At 75.2% G+C, this 19,157-nt stretch carries 19 protein-coding genes; 5 read left to right on the top strand and 14 right to left on the bottom strand.

What is annotated here, in order from left to right; genetic code table 11:
* Nucleotides 1-5: 5 nt before the first annotated feature.
* The 6 genes from ZF1_RS07950 to kdpF all read right to left on the bottom strand — a co-directional run bounded on the left by ZF1_RS07950 (nt 6) and on the right by kdpF (nt 7,842).
* Complete coding sequence (locus ZF1_RS07950) at nt 6-719, bottom strand: response regulator (RefSeq protein WP_482636894.1); 714 nt, start codon at nt 717-719, stop codon at nt 6-8.
* Complete coding sequence (locus ZF1_RS07945; RefSeq protein WP_482636893.1) at nt 716-3,220, bottom strand: sensor histidine kinase; 2,505 nt, start codon at nt 3,218-3,220, stop codon at nt 716-718. The genes ZF1_RS07950 and ZF1_RS07945 overlap by 4 nt, the downstream gene beginning before the upstream one ends.
* 20 nt (nt 3,221-3,240) lie before the next feature.
* The gene (locus ZF1_RS07940) at nt 3,241-3,852 is read right to left on the bottom strand and encodes a potassium-transporting ATPase subunit C (RefSeq protein WP_482636892.1); all 612 of its coding nucleotides are present in this window, start codon (nt 3,850-3,852) and stop codon (nt 3,241-3,243) included.
* Complete coding sequence (kdpB, locus tag ZF1_RS07935; RefSeq protein WP_482636891.1) at nt 3,852-5,954, bottom strand: potassium-transporting ATPase subunit KdpB; 2,103 nt, start codon at nt 5,952-5,954, stop codon at nt 3,852-3,854. Before kdpB ends, ZF1_RS07940 begins: the two co-directional genes overlap by 1 nt.
* Nucleotides 5,955-6,109: 155 nt before the next feature.
* Nucleotides 6,110-7,780 (bottom strand): potassium-transporting ATPase subunit KdpA, encoded by a 1,671-nt coding sequence (kdpA, locus tag ZF1_RS07930; RefSeq protein ID WP_482636890.1) that lies wholly within the window; start codon nt 7,778-7,780, stop codon nt 6,110-6,112.
* Nucleotides 7,780-7,842 (bottom strand): K(+)-transporting ATPase subunit F, encoded by a 63-nt coding sequence (gene kdpF / locus ZF1_RS07925; RefSeq protein WP_238590245.1) that lies wholly within the window; start codon nt 7,840-7,842, stop codon nt 7,780-7,782. The genes kdpA and kdpF overlap by 1 nt, the downstream gene beginning before the upstream one ends.
* A gap of 370 nt (nt 7,843-8,212) precedes the next feature.
* On the opposite strand from kdpF, the gene ZF1_RS07920 reads away from it, so the two are divergent.
* Nucleotides 8,213-8,605: a hypothetical protein gene (locus ZF1_RS07920; RefSeq protein WP_482636889.1), complete on the top strand. Its 393-nt coding sequence runs from the start codon at nt 8,213-8,215 to the stop codon at nt 8,603-8,605.
* A gap of 44 nt (nt 8,606-8,649) precedes the next feature.
* Nucleotides 8,650-9,696, top strand: coding sequence for a magnesium and cobalt transport protein CorA (locus ZF1_RS07915; RefSeq protein ID WP_062400981.1), 1,047 nt, complete (start codon nt 8,650-8,652; stop codon nt 9,694-9,696).
* Between the two features lie 41 nt (nt 9,697-9,737).
* Here the strand turns inward: ZF1_RS07915 and ZF1_RS07910 are convergent, their stop codons facing one another.
* Nucleotides 9,738-10,925 (bottom strand): HAAS signaling domain-containing protein, encoded by a 1,188-nt coding sequence (locus ZF1_RS07910; protein WP_476654129.1) that lies wholly within the window; start codon nt 10,923-10,925, stop codon nt 9,738-9,740.
* The gene (locus ZF1_RS07905) at nt 10,922-11,239 is read right to left on the bottom strand and encodes a PadR family transcriptional regulator (protein ID WP_178376874.1); all 318 of its coding nucleotides are present in this window, start codon (nt 11,237-11,239) and stop codon (nt 10,922-10,924) included. The genes ZF1_RS07910 and ZF1_RS07905 overlap by 4 nt, the downstream gene beginning before the upstream one ends.
* 203 nt (nt 11,240-11,442) lie before the next feature.
* Here ZF1_RS07905 and lysA point away from each other — a divergent pair, with 203 nt between their 5' ends.
* Complete coding sequence (lysA, locus tag ZF1_RS07900) at nt 11,443-12,777, top strand: diaminopimelate decarboxylase (protein ID WP_482636888.1); 1,335 nt, start codon at nt 11,443-11,445, stop codon at nt 12,775-12,777.
* Between the two features lie 12 nt (nt 12,778-12,789).
* On the opposite strand, the gene mutM is transcribed toward lysA, so the two are convergent.
* The 6 genes from mutM to ZF1_RS07870 all read right to left on the bottom strand — a co-directional run bounded on the left by mutM (nt 12,790) and on the right by ZF1_RS07870 (nt 17,252).
* Nucleotides 12,790-13,668: a bifunctional DNA-formamidopyrimidine glycosylase/DNA-(apurinic or apyrimidinic site) lyase gene (gene mutM, locus ZF1_RS07895; RefSeq protein ID WP_482636887.1), complete on the bottom strand. Its 879-nt coding sequence runs from the start codon at nt 13,666-13,668 to the stop codon at nt 12,790-12,792.
* Between the two features lie 6 nt (nt 13,669-13,674).
* Nucleotides 13,675-14,424: a ribonuclease III gene (rnc, locus tag ZF1_RS07890; protein ID WP_208821126.1), complete on the bottom strand. Its 750-nt coding sequence runs from the start codon at nt 14,422-14,424 to the stop codon at nt 13,675-13,677.
* Between the two features lie 8 nt (nt 14,425-14,432).
* On the bottom strand, nt 14,433-14,615 hold the full coding sequence (gene rpmF / locus ZF1_RS07885) for a 50S ribosomal protein L32 (protein WP_020626225.1): 183 nt from the start codon (nt 14,613-14,615) through the stop codon (nt 14,433-14,435).
* Nucleotides 14,616-14,685: 70 nt separating this feature from the next.
* The gene (locus tag ZF1_RS07880) at nt 14,686-15,261 is read right to left on the bottom strand and encodes a YceD family protein (protein WP_062400972.1); all 576 of its coding nucleotides are present in this window, start codon (nt 15,259-15,261) and stop codon (nt 14,686-14,688) included.
* 26 nt (nt 15,262-15,287) lie between these two features.
* Nucleotides 15,288-16,379, bottom strand: coding sequence for a MinD/ParA family ATP-binding protein (locus ZF1_RS07875; RefSeq protein ID WP_482636886.1), 1,092 nt, complete (start codon nt 16,377-16,379; stop codon nt 15,288-15,290).
* A 105-nt stretch (nt 16,380-16,484) separates the two neighbouring features.
* A complete protein-coding gene (locus ZF1_RS07870) occupies nt 16,485-17,252 on the bottom strand; it encodes a helix-turn-helix domain-containing protein (protein ID WP_482636885.1) in 768 nt (255 codons plus the stop codon).
* Between the two features lie 61 nt (nt 17,253-17,313).
* Here ZF1_RS07870 and ZF1_RS07865 point away from each other — a divergent pair, with 61 nt between their 5' ends.
* Together ZF1_RS07865 and ZF1_RS07860 are read left to right on the top strand one after the other, a co-directional pair.
* The gene (locus ZF1_RS07865; protein ID WP_062400968.1) at nt 17,314-17,811 is read left to right on the top strand and encodes a VOC family protein; all 498 of its coding nucleotides are present in this window, start codon (nt 17,314-17,316) and stop codon (nt 17,809-17,811) included.
* A gap of 193 nt (nt 17,812-18,004) precedes the next feature.
* Complete coding sequence (locus tag ZF1_RS07860) at nt 18,005-19,150, top strand: MFS transporter (protein ID WP_482636884.1); 1,146 nt, start codon at nt 18,005-18,007, stop codon at nt 19,148-19,150.
* Nucleotides 19,151-19,157: the final 7 nt, after the last annotated feature.

The raw sequence follows: 19,157 nt of genomic DNA, 5'->3' as shown, positions 1-19,157 counted from the left end.
CCTGCTCAGTCGTCGAACCGGTACCCCATCCCCGCCTCGGTGATCAGGTACTTCGGCCGCGACGGCACCGGCTCCAGCTTGCGGCGCAGCTGGGCGAGGTAGACCCGCAGGTAGTGGGTCTCGGTGCCGTACTGCGGGCCCCAGACCTCGCGCAGCAGCCGCTTCTGCTCGACGAGCTTGCCGCGGTGGCGCACCAGCAGCTCCAGGATCCCCCACTCGGTCGGGGTCAGGTGCACCTCGGCGCCGTCGGTGCGTGCGACCGTCTTGGCGGCCAGGTCGACGGTGAAGTCCGCGGTGGTCACGACGGCCTCGCCGTCGACGGTCGACACGGCGGCGCGGCGCACCGCGGCCCGGAGCCGGGCCAGCAGCTCGGACATCCCGAACGGCTTGGTGACGTAGTCGTCGGCGCCGGCGTCGAGCGCCCGGACCTTGTCGGTGGAGTCGGTGCGCGCGGACAGGACGATCACCGGCACCGTGCTCCAGCCGCGCAGCCCCTCGACGACCTCGGTGCCGTCGAGGTCGGGCAGCCCCAGGTCGAGGACGACGACGTCCGGATGCCCGTCCGCGGCCGCCCGCAGCGCGGCCGAGCCGTCGGCGGCGACGAGCACCGTGTAGCCGTGCGCGGTGAGGTTGATCCGCAGCGCCCGCAGGATCTGCGGGTCGTCGTCGACGACGAGCACCCGCACCCCGTTCGCGGCGCCGCGCGCGGGCGCGTTCACGACGCCACCACGACGGCCGCGGCGGGCAGCGACACGACGACGGTGAGGCCCCCGCCGGGCGTGTCCTCGGCGGTGAGCTCTCCGTCCATCACCGCGGTCAGCCCGCGGGCGACCGACAGTCCCAGCCCGAGCCCGGCCACGGCGTCGCGGTCGCCGAGCCGCTGGAACGCCGCGAACAGCGCGTCCCGCTCGCGGGGAGCCACCCCGCGGCCGTGGTCGACCACCCGCAGCTCCACCCGGTCGGCGTAGGCGCTGGCCCGCAACACGACCTCGGACCCGCCGCCGTGGCGCAGGGCATTGTCCACGACGTTGGCGACGACCCGGTCCAGGAGCCCGGCGTCGGCGAGCACGTCGGGCACGTCCTCGCCGATCTCCAGCCGGACCCGGTCGGCGCCCTCCAGGCCGAGCAACGCGGTCGCGGCGACCTCGTCGTAGCCGACCGGGGCGAGCAGCGGGGTCACCGCGCCCGCGGCGAGCCGCGAGGAGTCGAGCAGGTTGTCCACCAGCGCGGTGAGCCGGTCCGCGGACTCCTCGACGGTGGCGAGCAGCTCGGCGCGGTCGGCGTCGTCGAGGGGCAGGTGCTCGTCGCGCAGGCTGCCCGCGGCCGCCTTGATCGAGGTCAGCGGGCTACGGAGGTCGTGCCCGACGGCCGACAGCAGCGCCCCGCGGGTCTCGTTGGCCGCCGCGCGCCGCTCGGCGTCGGCGGCGCCGGCCTCGGCACGCTGCCCGCGCAGCGCCAGCAGCGCCTGCCCGCCGACGACCTCCAGCAGCCTGCGATCCGCGGCGGCGAGGGTACGGCCGGTCCCGACCAGGTGCAGCCCCTCGGCGACGACGACGTCGACGTCGGCCTGGTCGGGCCGCGCGCAGTCCCCGGCGTCGCCGGTGCAGGCGACCCGGCGCCACACCCGGTCCTCGCCGCGTTCGAGCAGCGCGACCGACCGCAGCGCCCACCTCTCGCGGACCTTGTCCAGCAGCCGCGGCAACGGGTCGGAGCGGGTCAGCACGGTCCGCGCGAACGACGCCAGCAGCGCCGCCTCCGCCCGGGCCCGCGCGGCCTGCTCGGCGCGCCGCGCCGCCCGGTCGACGACCAGCGCGACGAGCACACCGACCAGCAGCATCGTCGCGACGGTGAGGACGTTGCCCGGGTCGGCGATGACCAGGGAGTACAGCGGCAGGGAGAGGAAGAAGTTCAGCAGCAGCCCGCCGAGCAGGGCGGCGAGCAGGGCCGGGCCGAGCCCGCCGGCGAGAGCGGCGAGCACGGTGGCGAGGAAGTAGAGGACGACGTCGGTGGACAGGTCCACCCACGGTGACAGGACGACGCCCAGCACCGTCGCGACGGCCGGGCCCGCGACGGCGACGACCCAGCCGAGCGCCTGGCGGGACGCGGGCAGAGCGGTGCGCAGTCGCGGCAGGCGCAGCGCACGACCGGCCTCACGGTGGGTGACCATGTGCACGTCGATCGGCCCGGACTCCTGCACGACGCGCGCGCCGATGCCCGGGTCGAACACCCGCGCCAGGCGCGAGCGACGCGACGTGCCGAGCACCACCTGGGTGGCGTTGGTGCCGCGGGCGAAGTCGAGCAGGGCGTCCCCGACCGACTCGCCGACGACGGTGTGGAACGACGCACCGACGCCCTCGGCCATCCGGCGCACCCGGTCGGCGGCGCCGACCTGGCCGCCGGACAGGCCGTCGCCGCGCAGCACGTGCACGGCCATCAGGTCCGCGCCGCCGGACCGTTTCGCGATCCGCGCCGCGCGCCGCAGCACCGTCTCCGACTCCCGTCCGCCGGTCAGCGCGACGACGACGCGCTCGCGGGTCTCCCAGATCTCGTCCACCTGCTTCTCGCTGCGGTAGCGGCGCAGCGCGGTGTCCACCTCGTCGGCGATCCACAGCAGGGCCAGCTCGCGCAGCGCGACCAGGTTGGGGACCCGGAAGTAGTGGGCGAGGGCGGCGTCGACCCTCTCCGCGGCGTAGATGTTGCCGTGGGCGAGTCTGCGGCGTAGCGCCTCCGGGGTGATGTCGACGATCTCGATCTGCTCGGCGGCGCGCACGACGTCGTCGGGCACGGTCTCCTGCTGCCGGGCCCCGGTGATCGTCGCGACGACGTCGCCGAGCGACTCCAGGTGCTGCACGTTGACCGTGGAGATGACGTCGATGCCCGCGGCGAGCAGCTCCTGCACGTCCTGCCAGCGCTTGGCGTTGCGCGAGCCGGGCGCGTTGGTGTGGGCCAGCTCGTCGACCAGCGCGACCTGAGGGCGGCGCGCCAGGACGGCGTCGAGGTCCATCTCCTCCAGCCGGGTGCCGTGGTGCTCCACGACCCGGCGCGGGACGACCTCCAGCCCGTCGAGCAGCGCGGCGGTGCGGTCGCGGCCGTGGGTCTCCACGACACCGACGACGACGTCGGTGCCGCGCCCGAGGCGGCGGTGGGCCTCGCCGAGCATGGCGAAGGTCTTGCCGACCCCGGGCGCAGCGCCGAGATGGATGCGGAGCTCACCCCTCATCCGGCCATTGTCGGCCCTGCTCACCCGCGCGCGTCCCGCACGGACAGGTTGAGTTCGGTGACGTTCACCCGCGGCTCCCCGAGGAACCCGAGGCTGCGCCCGGACGTCGCGGCGGCGACGAGCTCGCCGACGCGCGCGACGGGCAGTCCGGTGACCCGCGCGACGCGGCGCACCTGCAGGGCCGCGTACTCCGGGCTGATGTCCGGGTCGAGCCCGGACGCCGACGCGGTCACCGCGTCGGCCGGGACCGCCTGCGGCGCGACGCCCTCGCGGGCGGCGATCACCGCGCGGCGCTGCTGCACGGCGGCCAGCAGCCCGTCGTCGAAGCCGCCCTTGTTCGACCCGCCGGAGGTGGCGGTGTCGGCCGGGCCGAGACCGTCCTCGGCCTCCGCCGACGCCGCGGGCCGGGTGTGGAAGAACGGGTCGGCGGACGGGTCGGGCGCGACCGGGTCGATCCCGAGCAGCGACGACCCGGTGCCGCCCGGCAGCACCGAGCCCTCGGCCCGGGCCTCCAGGCCCGGGATCCGGGCGACGCCCCAGATCGCGAGCGGGTAGACGATCCCGCACAGGACCGTCATGACGAGGAGCACGCGCAGACCGGTGGCGGTCTGGCGGCGCAGGGTGGTGAGCATCAGATCCCCGGGACGAGACGGACGAGCAGGTCGATGAACGCGATCCCGGCGAACGGGGTGACGACCCCGCCGAGGCCGTAGACGAGCAGGTTGCGGCGCAGCAGCGACGCCGCCGACGACGGCCGGTACCGCACCCCGCGCAGGGCGAGCGGGATCAGCGCGACGATCACCAGCGCGTTGAAGATCACCGCGGAGAGGATCGCGGACTCCGGCGTCGCCAGGCCCATGACGTTGAGCAGCCCCAGCGACGGGTACAGCGCGACGAACATCGCGGGCAGGATCGCGAAGTACTTCGCCAGGTCGTTGGCGACGGAGAACGTCGTCAGCGCGCCGCGGGTGATCAGCAGCTGCTTGCCGATCTCGACGATCTCGATGAGCTTGGTCGGGTCGGAGTCCAGGTCCACCATGTTCCCGGCCTCCTTGGCGGCGGAGGTGCCGGTGTTCATGGCGACGCCGACGTCGGCCTGGGCGAGCGCGGGCGCGTCGTTGGTGCCGTCGCCGGTCATCGCGACCAGCCGACCGCCCTCCTGCTCGCGGCGGATGTAGGCGAGCTTGTCCTCCGGTGTGGCCTCGGCGATGTGGTCGTCGACGCCGGCCCGGGCGGCGATCGCGGCCGCGGTGCGCGGGTTGTCGCCGGTGACCATCACCGTGCGGATGCCCATCGTGCGCAGCTCGGCGAAGCGCTCGGCCATGCCGGGCTTGACGACGTCGGACAGCTCGATGACGCCGAGCACGCGGGCACCGCGCCCGTCCGGGGCGTCGGCGGCCGCGACGACCAGCGGGGTCCCGCCGGCGTCGGACACGGTCTCGACGATGCGGTCGACCTCGGCCCGGTCGGCGGCCTGAGCCCACTCCAGGACCGCGGCCGCGGCGCCCTTGCGGACGACCTCGCCGTCGAGGTCGATACCCGACATCCGGGTCTGCGCGGTGAACGGCACGAACTCCGCGACGGCCTCCGCGGCGTCGGCCTCGGGGGCGAGCCCGTGCTCGGACGCGCAGAGCTCGACGATGCTGCGACCCTCGGGCGTCTGGTCGGCCAGGCTCGACAACCGGGCCGCGCGGGCGAGCTCGTCGGTCCCCGTGCCGCCCACGCCGTGCAGCGCCGTGGCGCGACGGTTGCCGAAGGTGATGGTGCCGGTCTTGTCGAGCAGCAGCGTGTCGACGTCACCGGCGGCCTCGACGGCGCGGCCGGAGGTGGCGAGCACGTTGCGCTGCACCAGCCGGTCCATGCCGGCGATGCCGATCGCGGACAGCAGCGCGCCGATGGTGGTCGGGATCAGGCAGACCAGCAGCGCGGTGAGCACGAGCAGCGGGACCTGCGTGCCGGCGTAGGCGCTCATCGGGGCGATCGCGACGACCGCGAGCAGGAAGATGATCGTCAGGGCCGAGAGCAGGATCGTCAGGGCGATCTCGTTCGGCGTCTTCTGCCGGGCCGCGCCCTCGACGAGCGCGATCATCCGGTCGACGAAGGACTCCCCGGGCCGGGTGGTGATGCGCACGACGATCCGGTCCGACAGCACCGTGGTGCCGCCGGTGACGGCGCAGCGGTCGCCGCCGGCCTCCCGGATGACGGGCGCGGACTCGCCGGTGATCGCGGACTCGTCGACCGAGGCGATGCCGTGGACGACATCGCCGTCGCCGGGGATCGTCTCCCCCGCCTCGACGACGACGAGGTCGCCGAGGCGCAGCTGCGCGCCGGGGACCTGCTCCTCGGCGGCGTCGCGGTCGGCGGGCGAGTCGGTGACCAGCCTGCGGGCGACGGTGTCGCGCTGGGTGGCGCGCAGCGAGGCGGCCTGGGCCTTGCCGCGCCCCTCGGCGACGGCCTCGGCGAGGTTGGCGAACAGCACGGTGAACCACAGCCACACCGCGACGAGCACCGCGAACACGCTCGGGTCCGCGACGGCGAGCACCGTGACCAGCACGGACCCGACCCAGACGACGAACATGACCGGGTTGCGGGCCTGCACGCGCGGATCGAGCTTGCGCAGCGCCTCGGGCAGCGCCGCCAGCAGCTGGCGTGGGGCGAAGGCCCCTCCGGCGACGGGCGCGGGCGCCGGGCCGGACGTCTGCGGCCCGGTGGGTCGCTCGGTGGACACGGACACGGTCTCCTCCGGTCGAGGGGTCCCCCCACCGCCGTCCGCTCCGAGGGTCACTTTCGTAGCGCTGTAAGCCACGAAGGTTCCCCTGGGGGCACCGCCGGAGGCGGACGACGGGGTCGGGGTCGGGGTGGGGGGCGGGGGCGGGGTGGGGCGCCGGCTCACGAGAGGGCCTCGGCGATCGGGCCGAGCGCGAGCGCCGGGAAGAAGGTCAGCGCGGACACGAGCAGGACGGTGCCGCCGACCAGGCCGGCGAACAGCGGGCCGTCGGTCGGGAGCGTCCCCGCCCCGGCCGGGACGCGGCGCTGGCGGGCCAGGGCACCCGCCAGCGCGAGGACGGCGAGGATCGGCACGAAGCGCCCGAAGAGCGTCGCCGTCCCCAGCCCGGCCTGGAACAAGTCGCTGGTCACGGTGATCCCGGCGAACGCCGAGCCGTTGTTGTTGGCGGCCGAGGCCCAGGCGTAGAGGACCTCGGAGAAGCCGTGCGCCCCGTCGTTGTTCAGGGCGTCGGCGGTGCCCGGCAGGGCGATCGCCAGACCGGCCCCCAGCAGCACGAACGCCGGCATGACCAGGATCGACACCGCGGCGTAGGTGATCTCGCGGCGTCCGAGCTTCTTGCCGAGGTACTCCGGGGTCCGGCCGACCATCAGTCCGGCGAGGAACACCGCGATGACGGCGAGCACGAGCAGGCCGTAGAGGCCCGCTCCGACCCCGCCGGGGGCGACCTCGCCGAGCAGCATGTTCAGCAGCGCCACTCCGCCGGCGGCGCCGGAGTAGCTGTCGTGCATCGAGTTGACCGCGCCGGTGGACGTCCCGGTCGTCGACACCGCGAACAGGACCGAGCCGGGGATGCCGAAGCGCACCTCCTTGCCCTCCAGCGCACCACCTGCGGCGAGCGCGGCGGGGCCGTTGGGGTGGGTCTCGGCGAGCCAGGCGGCGGCGAGCATGAGCGCCCACAGGCCGCCCATGACCGACAGCAGGACGACGCCCTGGCGGACCCGGCCGACCATGACCCCGAAGGTCCGGGTCAGCGCGACCGGGATCACCAGCAGCAGGAAGATCTCCAGCAGGTTCGCGACCGGGCCCGGGTTCTCGAACGGGTGCGCGGAGTTCGCGTTGAAGATCCCGCCGCCGTTGGTGCCGAGCTCCTTGATCGCCTCCTGCGACGCGGCCGGGGCCAGCGGGAGGGTGTGCACCGAGCCGTCCACGGCGGTGATCTCCACCCCGGAGCGCAGGGACTGCACGACGCCGGTCGCGACGAGGGCGACGGCGGCGACGACGGCGACCGGCAGCAGGATCCGGGTGACGCCGCGGGTGAGGTCGACCCAGAAGTTGCCGATGCGGCCGTCGTCGTCGCCGCGGGAGACGAACCCGCGGATCAGCGCGACCGCGACCGCCATGCCGACGGCGGCGGACACGACGTTCTGCACGGTCAGGCCGGCCATCTGCACGGTGTGACCGAGCACCTGCTCGGGCACGTAGGACTGCCAGTTCGTGTTGGTCACGAACGACACCGCGGTGTTGAACGCCATCGCGGGCGACACCGAGGTGGCGCCGTCGGTGCCGCGGCCGAACCCGAGCGGGAGGAAGGCCTGCAGCCGCTGCATCAGGTAGAGCAGCGCGATCGAGACGAACGAGAAGCCCAGCACACCCGCGGCGTAGGTCGTCCAGCGCTGCGGGGACGCGGCGTCGATCCGGCAGACCCGGTAGACGAACCGCTCGATCCGCCAGTGCCGGGTGTCGGTGTAGACCCGCGCCATCCAGTCGCCCAGCGGCTTCCAGGTCACGGCGAGCAGCGCCACCAGCGCCGCCGCCTGCGCGAGCCCCGCCATCAGAACCGCTCCGGGCGGAGCAGCGCGATCACCAGGTAGACCAGCAGGGCCAGGGCGAGCACACCCCCGGCGATGTTCGCGATCACAGCTTCTCCATCCCGCGCAGGGTGAGCGCGAGGACGGCGAAGGACGCCACCAGCAACGCGGTGTAGGCCAGGTCGGCCACGGGACTCTCCTCGGTCGTGCCCACCCGCCGGCATGTCCGGCGGGCTGCGGGGATCGTGCGCCGCACCGGGGGTCGTGCCCGCGGCGATGACGGCGGATTGACGCCCACCGGGGCGCGCGTTGACGCGTTCTTGACGCCCGGTGGTGGCCATCACGTCCCCCGGACGGGCGGTCGGTCTCAGGAACCCGTCAACACACGCGCGTGACGACGCCAACACCGCGTCAGGGGCCGGGCCGGTCCGCCGCCGGGGGCGCACGCTCCCGCGCATGCTGCAGCGCCGCCCCGCCCGTCCGGTCCCGCCGCCCCTGCCCGGGGGCGCCGGGTTCGTCGCCGCGATCGCCACCGGCGTCGCCGCGGGGCTCGCCGCCGGTGCCGCGGGGGCCGCCGGTGCCGGGCCCGGCCTCGTCGCCGCGGTCGCGGTCGCCGTCGCGGTGGTGGGGACGGCGGCGCTCGCCGTCGCGACGACGGCGGCCGGTGCGCTGGCCGCCGCGGCGGTCTGCTGGGGGTTCGCCGACGGCTTCGGGCTGCACCGCCTCGCCGAGCTGCACACCGGCGCGCGGGACCTGGAGCTCCTGGCCGGGCTGCCGGCGACCGCGCTGGTGGCCCACCTCCTCGTCCCGGCGGTTGCGCGGCACAGCGCTGGTTACCCTGCTCGGTGACGGCCCGGGCACCCGCCCGGCCGGCCCGGCGGGGAGGTCTGTGCATGTCGGTGATCGACAACGCGGTCTACGTCGACGGCAAGCGGGCGGCGGCGCCCGACTCCGTCGACAGCGCGGTCGAGGCGCTGCAGGGCTGCCGTGCCGACCACGGCGGCGAGGCACCCGCGTTCTGCTGGATCGGCATGCTGCGGCCGGGCGTCGACGAGATCCACCAGGTCGCGGCGGAGTTCGGGCTGCACGCGCTGGCGATCGAGGACACCGTCAACGCCCACCAGCGCCCCAAGCTGGAGCGCTACGGCAGCACCGAGTTCGTGGTGCTGCGCCCGGCCCGCTACGTCGACTCCGACGAGGTCGTCGAGATCGGCGAGGTGCACCTGTTCCTCGGACCGGACTTCGTCATCACCGTCCGGCACGCCGCCGAGCCGCAGCTCGGTGAGGTCCGCGACCGGCTGGAGAGCGACCCGGACCTGCTCTCGCACGGCCCGATGGCGGTGCTCTACGCGGTGCTGGACCGGGTCGTCGACGACTACTTCCCCGTCCTCGACGGCCTGCAGGACGACATCGACGAGATCGAGGTGCAGGTCTTCCGCGGCGACCCGAACGTGTCGCGGCGCATCTACCAGCTGACCCGGCAGGTCATCGCGTTCCAGCGGGCCGTCGAGCCGCTGCAGGAGATCTTCGTCGAGCTGCGGGCCCGGTTCGCCAAGTCCGGCGACGCCCCGGACCTGGAGCTGCGCCGGGCGATGCGCGACGTGATCGACCACGCCACGCGGGTGCGGGAGCGCGTCGAGGGGTTCCGCGACCTGCTCGGCAACATCCTGACGGTCAACTCGACCCTGGTCGCGCAGCGGCAGAACGAGGAGATGACCCGGCTCACCGAGGCGGGCTTCGCGCAGAACGAGCAGATGAAGCGGGTGTCGTCGTGGGCGGCGATCCTGTTCGCGCCGACCCTGATCGCCGGCATCTACGGCATGAACTTCGACGAGATGCCGGAGCTGCACTGGGCGCTGGGCTACCCGATGGCCATCGGGCTGATGCTGCTGCTCGGACTGGGGCTGTACCTGGCGTTCAAGCACAACGACTGGCTCTGAGGGTCGGGCGCCCACCCCCCGTGGACGCCCGGCCCCCCGGTTCAGCCGCCGGCTCCGGGCGTGGCCGGTGCCGGGGTCGCCCGCGGTGCGGTCGGCGGCGCCTGCGTACCCGGACGGGCCGCCGTGGTCTGCGGGATCGTCACGACCAGCGGCGGCGGGGGCACGGTCACGCACTCCCCCGACGACGGGTCGGTCGTGCGCACACCCTGCGGGTACGGCCCGGGCGCCGGGACGGTCGAGGTGGCCGCGGAGCCGTCGGTGGGGCAGTGACCGTCGTCGACGGCGAGCGGGCGGCCGTTCTCGTCGAACAGGTAGACCCCGGTCAGAGGCCTGCCGTTCGCGTCGAAGGGCCGCACGTCGGACACCGTGTTCCCGTCCAGGGTCAGCCCCGGCGGCGGCGAGTACGACGACACGTCGGTGGTGCGGTCCTGCCCCTGGGCCGGCACCCCGGCCACCAGCAGGCCCGCGGCCAGTGCGTTCAGCGGCACCACGGCCCACAGCAGCCGGCGGTCGACCGCGCTGCGGCGGCCGAGCAGCACCGACAGCGGCACCGCGGCGACGGCCAGGACGACGGTGATCAGCAGCCCGGCGGACCCGCCCCCGCCGAACACCCATCCGACGAGCCCGGCCGCGACCAGCCCGCGCAGCACCCACCAGCCGGGCTGGAGGGTCAGGACGAACCCGCCGACCCCGCCGTCGGCCCGGGTCCGAGCGATCCGCTCGCGCAGCGCCACCACCGACGGCAGCGCCGCGACCGACGGCTGTCCCGGCCCGTCGGTCCACACGGCGAGCACACCGGCCCCGGCGGCCAGGGCCGCGAGGAACATCGGGAACGACGCCGACGGCCCGACCTGCCACACGGCGGGACCCGCGAGGACCATCAGGCCGGTGGCGCCGAGGAGCGCGGCCACCGCGAACCACGCCCCGCCCGTGCGGGGGCGTCCGGCGGGCGCCTGCGGGGCCGGATAGCCCGCGGCCGCGCGCAGCTCCGCTGCGTAGGCCTCCGGCGTGCCGAGGCGCTCGCGGACCGCGGCCCGGTCGAAGCCGGGGCCCAGCTCGTCGGAGAGGTCGGCGAGGTGGCCCCGCGCGTCCTCGACGATCTCCTCGACCTCCGCCGGGGGCAGGTCGGACAGCGCCTCCCGCAACCCGAGCAGGTACTCGGTGCCGACCGGGTCGCCGATCCGGGTCGTGGCGGCGCCGTCGGGGCCGCCGGTGCCGTCGGTGCTCACGTGCCCACCAGGCCTTCCATCGTGGTGGCGAACGCGCGCCACCGGTCGGTCGTCTCCCGCAGCCGGGCCCGGCCCGGCTCGTTGATCGCGTAGTACTTGCGGTGCGGCCCCTCCTCGCTGGGGACGACGTAGGAGGTCAGCAGGCCCGCACCGTAGAGCCGGCGCAGCGTGCCGTAGACCGACGCGTCCCCCACCTCGCTGAGCCCGGCCGCGCGCAGCGCACGGACGACCTCGTAGCCGTAGCCGTCCCCGCGGTCGAGCACGGCGAGCACCGCGAGGTCGAGCACTCCCTTGAGCAGCTGACTGGTGTCCATCGCACCTCCTTGCGCACCGGAGAGTACTACGCAGTGCGCAGTAGTGCGCGCACCACTGCACCCCGTGCGTGTCAAGGTGCCGCCAGTGGTGGCACCGGCCCCGTCAGGGCGGCGTAGCGGGAACGGGCACGGAGGCGCCCGCGGGGTGACAACGGAGGAGCACGGCGCCCGCACCGGGCGCCCGCCACCAAGGAGTCATCCCGGTGACCCTCGCCGACCTGCTCCCCTCCCTCCGCCCGACGCTGGCCGCCCGCCTCGAGCCGGGCCTGTGGCCGCTCACGACCCGCGCCACCTCCGACGGCGCCCTGCAGATCGGCGGGGTCGACCTCGCCGGGCTCGCCGCCCGCTTCGGCACCCCGGTGCAGGTGCTCGACACCGCCGACGTCCGCGCCCGCTGCCGCGCCTACCGGGCCGCGCTGCCCGACGCCGAGATCGTCTACGCCGGCAAGGCGTTCCTCTGCCGCGGGATGGCCCGCCTGGTCGCCGACGAGGGCTGTTCGGTCGACGCCTGCTCCGGCGGTGAGGTCGCGGTGGCCGCGGCCGCGGGGCTGCCCGGCGACCGGATCGTGCTGCACGGCACCGTCAAGACCGACGAGGACCTCAAGGCGGCGTTCGCCGCGGGCGTCGGGCGGGTCGTGCTGGACTCGGCGGCGGAGGTCGACCGGATCGCCACGCTCGCGCCGCACCGGCAGAAGGTGCTGCTGCGGATCAGCCCGGACGTCGACGCCGGCACCCACCCGGGGCTCACGACCGGCACCGCGTCGTCGTGGTTCGGGATGCCGCCCGCCGAGGCGTGCGAGGTCGCCGGACGGGTGCTGGCCCGCCCCGAGCTGGAGCTGGCCGGGCTGCACTGCCACCTCGGCTCGCAGGTGCCGTCGGTGTCGCGCTACGAGCGCGCCGCGGTCCGGATGGTGGGTGTGATCGCGGCGCTGCGCGCGCGGTACGGGATCACCGTCGCCGAGCTGGATCTGGGCGGCGGCCACGCGGTCGGCTACGCCGAGGGCGAGCCCTGCCTGGCCCCGGCGACGTTCGGCCGGGCCGTGCGGGGCACCCTGGCCCGGACCTGCGCGGCGCACGGGATCGACGAGCCGCGGCTGCTGGTCGAGCCGGGACGCGCGGTCGTCGCCCGGGCCGGGGTGACGCTCTACCGGGTCGGCGCCGTGCAGCGCTGCGGCGACGGCCGCACCACCGTGCTGGTCGACGGCGGCATGAGCGACGACCCGCGCCCCGCCCTCTACGGCGCCCGCTACCCGGTCCGGCTCGTCGGGCGCGCCACCCGGGCGCCGCTGGAGACGGTCCGCGTGGCGGGGCGGCACTGCGAGTCCTCCGACGTGATCGCCGACGGCGTCCGGCTGCCCGCCGACGTCGCGCCCGGGGACCTGCTGGCGGTGCCGGTGTCCGGCGCGTACCACGCGTCGATGGCGTCGACCTACAACCAGGTCCCGCGCCCGCCGGTGATCGCCGTCGCCGCGGGGGCGTCGCTGCCGCTGCTGCGCCGCGACACCCCGGAGGACCTGCTGCGCCGCGACTGCTCCTGACCCCCGCGCCGCTCAGCGACGCGGCCGCGGCGCCGGCTGGCACCGCGGGCAGGTGAACGACGAGCGGTTCATGAACGCGTCCCGGCGGATCGGGGTGCCGCAGCGACGGCACGCCCGGTCCGCCCGGCCGTAGACGTTCAGGGAGCGGTCGAAGTAGCCCGAGGCGCCGTTGACGTTGACGTACAGCGCGTCGAAGGAGGTCCCGCCCTGGGCGAGCGCCTCGTGCATGACGGTCGTCGCGGCGTCGAGGACGGCGTGACCCTGGGCCCGGGTGAGCTTCCCGGTGGGCCGGGTGCCGTGCAGCCGGGCCCGCCACAGCGCCTCGTCGGCGTAGATGTTGCCGATCCCGGAGACGACGGTCTGGTCGAGCAGCGCACGCTTGACCTCGGTGCGACGGCGACGCAGCGCCGCGACGGCGTCGTCGGCCGAGAACGCCGGGTCCATCGGGTCGCGCGCGATGTGCGCGACCGGCTCGGGCACCAGGCCGCCGCCCGCGGCCGCGGCGAGCGGGTGCACCGACAGCCCGCCGAAGGTGCGCTGGTCGACGAAGCGGAGCTCGGGGCCGTCGTCGTCGAACCGGACGCGGACCCGCAGGTGCTTCTCGTCGGGCGCGTCCGGGGGCTCCACCAGCATCTGCCCGGACATGCCCAGGTGCGCGAGCAGTGCGTCGTCGCCGGTGCCCGCGGTGTCCAGCTCCAGCCAGAGGTACTTGCCGCGCCGCGCGGCCGCGGACAGCGTGCGCCCGGTCAGCCGGCCGGTGAAGTCGTCCGCGCCGGTCGGGTGCCGGCGTACCGCGCGCGGATGCAGCACCTCGACGCGGGCGATCCGCCGGTCCAGCACGTGGTCGGCGAGGCCGCGGCGGACGACCTCGACCTCGGGCAGTTCCGGCATCGACGGCTACCGCCCGGAGCCGGCACTCTCGTCGGACAGCGCGTGCCAGGCGATCTCGGCCGCCTTCTGCTCGGCCTCCTTCTTGGTGCGCCCCGCACCGCTGCCGAGGTCACGACCCCCGACGACGGCCGTCGCGGTGAACACCTTCAGGTGGTCCGGGCCCTCCTCGTCGATCCGGTACTCGGGCACGCCGTGCCCGCCGGCGGCGGTGAGCTCCTGCAGGCTGGTCTTCCAGTCCAGGCCCGCGCCGAGCAGCGGGGCACTGTGCAGCAGGTCCGCGAACAGCCGGTGGATCAGCTCGCGGGACGGCTCGAGGCCGTGCGCGAGGTACACCGCGCCGAGCAGCGCCTCGGTGGCGTCGGCCAGGATGCTGGCCTTCGACCGGCCACCGGTCAGCTCCTCACCGCGCCCCAGGTACAGGTACGCGCCGAGGCCGTGCGGCCCGTCGTCCGGCGTCGGCAGCGCCACCGCGACGGTGGCGAGCGCGTGCATGTTGACCACGCTCGCGCGCAGCTTCGCCAGCTGCCCCTCGGGCAGGTCCGGGTGGTCCCGGTAGAGCCGCTCGGTGATCACGATCGACAGCACCGAGTCGCCCAGGAACTCCAGGCGCTCGTTGGTCGGCAGACCGCCGTGCTCGTAGGCGTAGGACCGGTGGGTGAGCGCCAGCGTGAGCAGCGCCTCGTCCAGGTCCACACCGAGTGCGGACAGCAGAGGTGACCGGTCCGTCACCGGACCGGTCACGCTCTTGTCGCCCACTGCTGCGATCAGGCCGGGCTGGTGACCTGACGGCCGTCGTACTGCCCACAGGTCGGGCAGGCGATGTGCTGCAGCTTCGGCTCACGGCAGGCGCGGTTCGAGCAGGCGACCAGGGTCGGCGCAGTGGCCTTCCACTGCGACCGGCGCGCACGCGTGTTCGACCGCGACATCCGGCGCTTGGGAACGGCCATGATGACACTCCTCGGTACTTCGAACGATCAGGTCTGCCCACCGGGGAGCGGGCTCATGTGGAGCCGCCGCTCAGTCGGTGGAGGGCAGGCGCTCACGGAGCGCCGCCCAACGAGGATCCAGTGTCTCATGCCCGTGATCCGACGGGAGATCGGCCCACCTCTCGCCGCACTCGACGCACAGACCGGGGCAGTCCTCGCGGCACAGGGGCGCCATCGGGAGCTCGGTGACGATCGCGTCGCGCACGGTCTGGGTGAGGTCGATGCGCTCGTCGACCAGGCGCGGGATCTCGTCGGCGTCGGTGGTCTCCTCGGTGACCGAGTCCGGGTAGGCGAACAGCTCGCCGATCCGGACCTGCACGTCCTCACCGATCGGCTCCAGGCAGCGCGAGCACTCCCCCGCCAGCCGGGCATCGGCCGTGCCGGAGACGTAGACGCCCTCGGTCACCGACTCCAGGGACACGTCGAGCTCGACGTCGGACCCGCCGGGGACGGTGATCACCCCGGTCAGGCCGATCTCGGCGTCGCCCGACGGCGCGGGGACCGTACGGGCCACGGTGCGCTGGTTACCGGGGCGGCGGGCCAGCTCACGGGTGGAGAGGACCCAGGGGTTGTCGTCGGGACGGTTCTGGCTGCGCGCGGTGTTCATCTCGCGGACCAGCGTACGCGGCCCGTTCAGTCGCGTCGTCGCACGTCGAACGCGTCGGCGACCAGGGCGCCCAGCTCCAGGAACGCGTCCGCGGTCGCCGGGCGGAGCCGGGCCGGGTCGACCCGGCCGCCGGTGGCCAGGTGCGGGTCGTGCGGGACCTCGACGACGCCGCGCACCCGCTGGGCGAAGTGCTCGCGGATCCGCGCGGCGTCGACCTCGGCGCTGCGCCGGTCGCAGGACAGCACGACCACCGCGTCGCGGACGAGGTCGCCGTGGCCGTGTGCGACCAGCCAGTCCAGCGTCTTGCTGGCCCGGCCCGCGCCGTCGACGGTCGGGGCCCCGACCACGACGACCGAGTCGGCGCGCGCGAGGGTGCCCTGCATCGTGGAGTGCACCATCCCGGTGCCGGAGTCGGTGATGATGATGTTGAAGAAGCGGCCCAGGAGGTCGACCACGCGCTCGTACTCGTCGCGGGAGAACGCCTCACCCGAGGCGGGGTCCTGCTCCGAGGCCAGGACCTGCAGGCGCCCGGCGAGGCTGGTGTAGCGGGACACGTCGGTCCAGGTGCCGACCGAGTCCAGATCGTTCAGCAGCTCGCGGACGGTGATCCGGGAGTCGCCGGTGAGGCGGTCGGCGAGCGTCCCGGCGTCGGGGTTGGCGTCGAGGACGACGGCCCGGTCCCCGCGGTGCTCGGCCAGCGCCTGTCCGAGGCAGGCCGCGACCGTGGTCTTGCCGACGCCGCCCTTCACCGACATGACCGCCACCCGGTGCGCCCCGGCCAGCGGCGCGCGGACCCGGTTCAGCAGCCCGGAGCGGAGCTCCTCGGCGTCGCTCGGGCCGGGGTTCACACGGCCGCCGGTGACGTCGTAGAGGGCGCGCCGCCATCCGGTGCGCGGCCGGTCGGGCCGCGCGCGCAGCATGGCGTCCTCACGCAGGTCCGCCGCGGCCGCCCCGGGGGTCCCGCGCGGGGCCTCGGAGCGTGGGAGCTCGGGCCGCGGGGCGTCGGGAGCCGGGACCTCGGCCGGGGGCTGCGCCGGGTTCGTCACAGGGGGTCCTTCCAGCCGGTGCCCGTAGCGTGCCCACCAGGTCGTCGGGTCGGGTTCGGGCCGGCGTGCCATGCGCGGGAGGGTAGTACGGCGGGTGACCTGGATTCCTGCGTCCGGCGTATCCGACCACAGCGACTGCGCGTGGTGAAGCACCTTGTGTCGCAGCGGTACCCGTGATCACCCGGCCGCGCGGGCCGCCTGCCGGGTCGCGCCGGGCGTCTCGCCGAGCACCGCCCGGTAACGACGGGTGAAGTGGGCCTGGTCGGCGTAGCCGAGATCGGCGGCCAGCCCGGCCAGTGCGGTGCCCGGGTCGGTCCGGAGCACCGCGGCGGCGTGCTGCAGACGACGGCACTCGATCAGCCACAGCGGGGTCAGTCCGACGTGGCCGCGGACCAGGCGTTCCAGGGTCCGCGGTGCGACACCGACGAGCTCGGCGAGCTGGTCGGCGCGCAGGACGTCGGCGCGGGACTCGGCCAACGCGCAGGCCCGGTTGACCAGGCGTCCGGCGTCGGTGACCCGGTCCGCCAGCGGGGCGAGCCAGTCCCGCACCGTCGCGGCCGGGTCGCCACCCGCCACGGCCGCGGTGAGCTCCGCCACCGGCGCGCCGCGGACCTCCTCGGCGGTCCCGCGCAGCGCGGCGGGTGCGGTGGCTGTGAACAGCGGGGTCGCGCCGGGCCGCAGCAGGACGCCGACGACCCACGACCGCCCGGCCAGCTCCCGGACGTCGACGCCGGTGCGCGGCCCGTGCAGCGTCGCGGTGACCGGGTCGGTGACGAGGTTGAACGCCGGGTACTGCAGCACCCGCTGGCGCACCGTGCGCCCCGGCGGGACGTCCCAGCGGGCGGTCCACACCCACCGGACGAGGTCGTCGAGCCCGATGGGCACCCGGTCGAGCGCGACCTCGGGGGCACCCGGGTTCAGGTGTCCGCGCGACTCGACGGCCATCGACCAACCCCCTGTCGGCAATGTTCAATCCGCGCCGTCGCGGGGCGGGGAGGCTCGTCGTATGGAGCTCACGAGCAGCGTCACCGGCGCCCACACCACCGACGGCCGTCCGCACGGGGTCACCTCACTCACCCCGCACCTGGTGGCATCGCCCGCCCGCGCGGCGATCGAACTCTACTGCGCCGCCTTCGGGGCCCGGGTGCTCTCGGTCACCGAGATGGGCGGGATGGTCGGGCACGCCGAGCTGGAGCTGGCGGCCGGCCGGTTCACCGTCTCCGACGCGATGCCCGACTACGGCCTCGTCGCCGCCCCGGCGGGCGACCACCCGGTGTCGCTGTCGCTCGCGGTGTACGTACCCGACGTGGACGCGGCCGTCGCGACGCTGGTCGAGGCCGGGTCGACGGTGCGCGAGCCGGTCTCGACGTTCGTGTCCGGGGACCGGTTCGGCTCGGTCGTCGACCCGTACGGGGTGCGGTGGGCGGTGATGACCCGGGTGGAGGACCTGTCGCCGGAGGAGAGCGGGCGCCGGGTCGAGGAGTGGGCGGCGCAGCAGGGCTGAGGGCACGGCGGCCCGGACCGACCCCGTCGCCGGACGGTGTGCCGCGGGCCCTCCGGTCCCGGACGCCGATCCGGAACGCCTAGTCTCGGACGGTGATCCTCGCTGCTCCGCTGTCCGTCGTCCCGGCGACCTGAGACCGGTGCTCCGGCCCCGATCACTCCCGCTGGCCTTCGCCACGGCATCGGTGTCCTTCGTGGTGGTCTCCGCCGCGGCCGGGGTGCCGGCACCGCTCTACGTCGTCTACCAGCGGTCCTACGGCATCTCGACGGTCGCGCTCACCGGGGCGTTCGCCGTCTACGTCGTGCCGCTGCTGGTGGCCCTGCTGTGCTGCGGCAGCCTGTCCGACCACGTGGGCCGGCGCCGGGTGGCGGTGCCCGCGCTGATCGTCGGCGCGGTGGCGTGCCTGGTCCTCGCCACCGTCGACTCGTCCGCACCGTTGATCATCGGGCGGGCGGTCCAGGGGGTGTCGGTGGGGCTCGCGCTGGCCGCGCTCGGCGGCTACGTCGTCGACCTGGCGCCTCCGGCGCGTCCCGGGCTGGCCGGGGCGATCACGAGCGGCGCGCCGCCGGGCGGCATCGCGCTCGGCGCGCTCGCCTCCGGAGCCGCGGTGCAGCTCGCGCCGGACGGCGCACCCGTCCGGTCCTTCGTCGTCGCAGCGGGACTGCTCGTCGTGGCCGCCGCGGCGCTCGCCCTGCTGCCGGAGACCGCGGCCCGGCGGCCCGGGGCGCTGCGGTCGCTGCGGCCGGAGGTCCGGGTGCCCCGCGCCGCGCGCCGACTGTTCCCGATGGTGTGTGTCGTCGTCGCGGCGACCTACGTCCTCGGCGGGTTCACCCAGGCCCTGGCCCCGTCGCTCGCGGCCTCCGTACTGGGCCGCGACGACCTGTTCAGCGGCGCCCTGGCCGTCGCCGTCTACCACCTCGCGGGACCGGCGGCGGGGCTCGCGGCCGCCCGGCTGCCCGCCGCCCGCGCACTGACCGGCGGGGCCGTCGTGCTGGCGGCCGGCACCGCCGGGTTCGTCGGCGCGATCGCCCTCGGGAGCTTCGCCGCCTACCTCGTCGCCGCGGTCGCGGCCGGGGCCGGGTTCGGTGTCGCGTTCGCCGGCGCGATCCGGGTCCTGCTCGACCGGAGCCCGGAGGGCACGCGCGCCGGCACCCTCGCCGCGGTCTACCTGTACTGCTACCTCGCGGCCGCCGTGGCGAGCCTGCTCGCGGGGGCCGCGGTCGACGTGTGGGGCCTGGCGCCGGTGGCCTCGGTCCTGTGCGGCGTGGTCGTGGTGATGTCGGTCGTGGGCGCCGCCGGGGCCGCGCTCCGGCTCCGCCGCGCGGTGGACCCGGGGTGAGTGCCGC

The sequence above is a fragment of the Pseudonocardia sp. ZF1 genome (genome assembly GCF_056835605.1).
The sequence above is the reverse complement of the archived record's forward strand: the minus strand, read 5'-3'. Positions and strand labels throughout refer to the sequence as shown.

What these genes read in the sequence shown, in the direction of transcription:
- mutM (WP_482636887.1), bottom strand. Translation starts at nt 13,668, where the DNA reads ATGCCGGAACTGCCCGAGGTCGAGGTCGTCCGCCGCGGCCTCGCCGAC.
- ZF1_RS07875 (WP_482636886.1), bottom strand. Translation starts at nt 16,379, where the DNA reads ATGGCACGCCGGCCCGAACCCGACCCGACGACCTGGTGGGCACGCTAC.
- ZF1_RS07940 (WP_482636892.1), bottom strand. Translation starts at nt 3,852, where the DNA reads ATGCTCACCACCCTGCGCCGCCAGACCGCCACCGGTCTGCGCGTGCTC.
- ZF1_RS07920 (WP_482636889.1), top strand. Translation starts at nt 8,213, where the DNA reads ATGCTGCAGCGCCGCCCCGCCCGTCCGGTCCCGCCGCCCCTGCCCGGG.
- ZF1_RS07865 (WP_062400968.1), top strand. Translation starts at nt 17,314, where the DNA reads ATGGAGCTCACGAGCAGCGTCACCGGCGCCCACACCACCGACGGCCGT.
- ZF1_RS07905 (WP_178376874.1), bottom strand. Translation starts at nt 11,239, where the DNA reads ATGGACACCAGTCAGCTGCTCAAGGGAGTGCTCGACCTCGCGGTGCTC.
- ZF1_RS07880 (WP_062400972.1), bottom strand. Translation starts at nt 15,261, where the DNA reads ATGAACACCGCGCGCAGCCAGAACCGTCCCGACGACAACCCCTGGGTC.
- kdpA (WP_482636890.1), bottom strand. Translation starts at nt 7,780, where the DNA reads ATGGCGGGGCTCGCGCAGGCGGCGGCGCTGGTGGCGCTGCTCGCCGTG.
- ZF1_RS07915 (WP_062400981.1), top strand. Translation starts at nt 8,650, where the DNA reads ATGTCGGTGATCGACAACGCGGTCTACGTCGACGGCAAGCGGGCGGCG.
- ZF1_RS07870 (WP_482636885.1), bottom strand. Translation starts at nt 17,252, where the DNA reads ATGGCCGTCGAGTCGCGCGGACACCTGAACCCGGGTGCCCCCGAGGTC.
- ZF1_RS07945 (WP_482636893.1), bottom strand. Translation starts at nt 3,220, where the DNA reads ATGAGGGGTGAGCTCCGCATCCATCTCGGCGCTGCGCCCGGGGTCGGC.
- rpmF (WP_020626225.1), bottom strand. Translation starts at nt 14,615, where the DNA reads ATGGCCGTTCCCAAGCGCCGGATGTCGCGGTCGAACACGCGTGCGCGC.